Raw genomic sequence first — 2,147 nt, 5'->3', positions numbered from 1 at the left:
GCGTTAGACCTCGCCCTCCATGGTGTCAAGGGGCGGGTGAGAGGGGGGAGACTCCGGCAACGTGAAGGTGAACGTCGCGCCGGTGCCTTCGTCGCTGTCCACCCAGAGTCTGCCCCCGTGGGCGGTGACGATGCCGCGGGCGATGTAGAGCCCCAGGCCGCTGCCCTGGTGGGCGGTGTCACGCGCCTGCCAGTGGCGCTGGAAGAGCCGGGCCTGCTGGGCCTTGGGGATGCCGGGGCCGGTGTCGCGCACGCTCCCCCGCACGCGGCCCGCGTCCCGGCCCGCTTCCCCTGCCTGCCTTCCACGCGGGGCGGCCGGAAAGACACCGGGCCCGCCGCTTCCCCGGACTGGAGGGAAGAGACGGGCCCGGTAGGACAGCAGGGAAGCAGGGGGCTACTGGATGGTCCAGGCCACCGTGCCGCTGCACGCCTCGCTGCCGAAGCAGCCCACGCGGATCTGGTACGTGCCGCCCGCGCCCGCCGGAGCGGTGTAGGCCGCGCGGGACAGCGAGCCGCACCCGGCGGCGTCGTCGTTGGACGTCACCTGCTGGCCGGCCGCGTTGAACAGGCGCACCACCGTGTCACCCGTGCCGGACGCGCCCGCCACGCCGCAGCTGCCGAAGGTCAGCGTCTGGCCGGACGTGAGGTCCACGTTCATGTTGAACGTGTTGCGCGTGGCGTTGGCGGTGTCGCTGGCGTCGAAGGTCATGGTGCCGCCCGCGGGCGGGGTCGTGCCGCCGGAGGCAATCTCCCAGGCCACCGTGCCGGCGCAGGCGCCGTTCTGGTAGCAGCCGGCGCGGACCTCATAGGTGCCCGCGACGGTGGCCGTGTAGGTCAGCTTCGAACCGAAGCCGCTGGCGCAGCCGTCGTCGTTGGAGGCGACCTCCGTGCCGGACGGACCGCGCACGCGCAGGAAGGAGTCGCCGCTGGTGAGGGCCGAGCCGCTGACGCCGCAGGTGCCCACGGTGAGCTTGTCGCCCGCCTTGAGCGTCACCGTGCCGTTGACGGTGTTGCGCGTGGCGCTGGAGGTGTTGGTCGCGCTGAAGTCGAACTTCGTCGCCGGGGGCGGCGTGGTGTTGCACAGGCGCACGTTGGTGTTGGCCGCGCAGAACGCCGTGATGGCCTGGGCCACGTAGGTGATCTCCTCACCGCCGCAACCCGTCTCGCTGCACACGTTGACCTCGTTGCAGTTCTGGCCCGCGCGCTCCACGTAGTCCAAGTCGCCGCGCACCAGGATGCCCGCCACGGTGTAGGTGTCCGTCTCGTACACGCCGGAGCCGGAGTTGCCCCCGAAGGTGTCCGTCGTGGCGACGAAGTAGTCCTTCAGGCCGGAGTTGTTCGTGCGCACGGAGCCGCCCGAATCAATCTTGAACGGGATGCCGCTGCCGCTGCCGATGACGGCCACGTTCTGGCCCACCGTCATGGGGTTGTTGCCCGGACGCACCGGGGCGGGGGTGAAGCGCGGCGTCGCCGGACGGTCCAGCCGGATGATGGCGAAGTCCACGTCGCCAGCGCTGGTGGACGACAGCTTGCGCGCCACGATGCTCTTGCAGGAGAAGACGTCCTGGCTGGTGATGGTCTGCAGCTGGCCTTCCGCCGTCTTGTAGAAGTTGAAGACGAAGCGCGCGTCCTTGCACTCGATGAAGTCGTCGTTCGGCGTCGCGGGCCCCACGCAGTGGCCGGCGGTGAGCACCAGGTCATCGTCGATGAGCGTGCCGGAGCAGAGGCCCGGGGTCGGATCATCGTAGAAGCGCTGGTCCGTGCAGAGGCCCTCCAGTTCGCCCACCGTCAGCGGGTCCACCTGGACGTCGTTCGGGTTCGTCATGTCGATGAGCTCCGGCACCGTCAGCATCACGGTGGCCTGCCGGGCCCGGTCCCGCAGGGTCGCGTCGGGGTGCGCGTAGACGTCGAAGCGGTCGTCCTTGCCGTAGACGACCGGCGCGCTGGACTCGTTCAGCGCGGGCTGCTGCTCGGGCGTGCCCGATTCAGGGGCCGGACCACAGGCCATGGCGGTGAGGGTGCAGAACAGGGTGCCGAGCAGCTTCGCGCGGCGGGCGGGGACGGACATGGACATGCGGGGTGACTCCTGACGGGTACGGCGACAGACACAGCGAAGAATGGGGGTGTTACTGGAAGACGTGGGCGGAC

Annotated in this window: 2 protein-coding genes; both read right to left on the bottom strand. The window is 70.3% G+C overall.

Annotated elements, in window-relative coordinates:
- Positions 1 to 3: 3 nt before the first annotated feature.
- The gene (locus D7X55_RS38810; protein ID WP_233610348.1) at positions 4 to 264 is read right to left on the bottom strand and encodes a sensor histidine kinase KdpD; all 261 of its coding nucleotides are present in this window, start codon (positions 262 to 264) and stop codon (positions 4 to 6) included.
- A gap of 129 nt (positions 265 to 393) precedes the next feature.
- A complete protein-coding gene (locus tag D7X55_RS38805; protein ID WP_233610346.1) occupies positions 394 to 2,073 on the bottom strand; it encodes a serine protease in 1,680 nt (559 codons plus the stop codon).
- Positions 2,074 to 2,147 lie beyond the last annotated feature (74 nt).

Origin of the sequence: Corallococcus sp. AB049A, from assembly GCF_003668885.1 — a bacterium.
GTDB classification, from domain to species: domain Bacteria; phylum Myxococcota; class Myxococcia; order Myxococcales; family Myxococcaceae; genus Corallococcus; species Corallococcus interemptor.
This window is presented reverse-complemented; position numbering and strand designations above follow the sequence as displayed.

Bases quoted from the DNA above. Each gene is read 5' to 3' on its own strand.
- D7X55_RS38805 (WP_233610346.1), bottom strand. From the start codon at position 2,073: ATGTCCATGTCCGTCCCCGCCCGCCGCGCGAAGCTGCTCGGCACCCTG.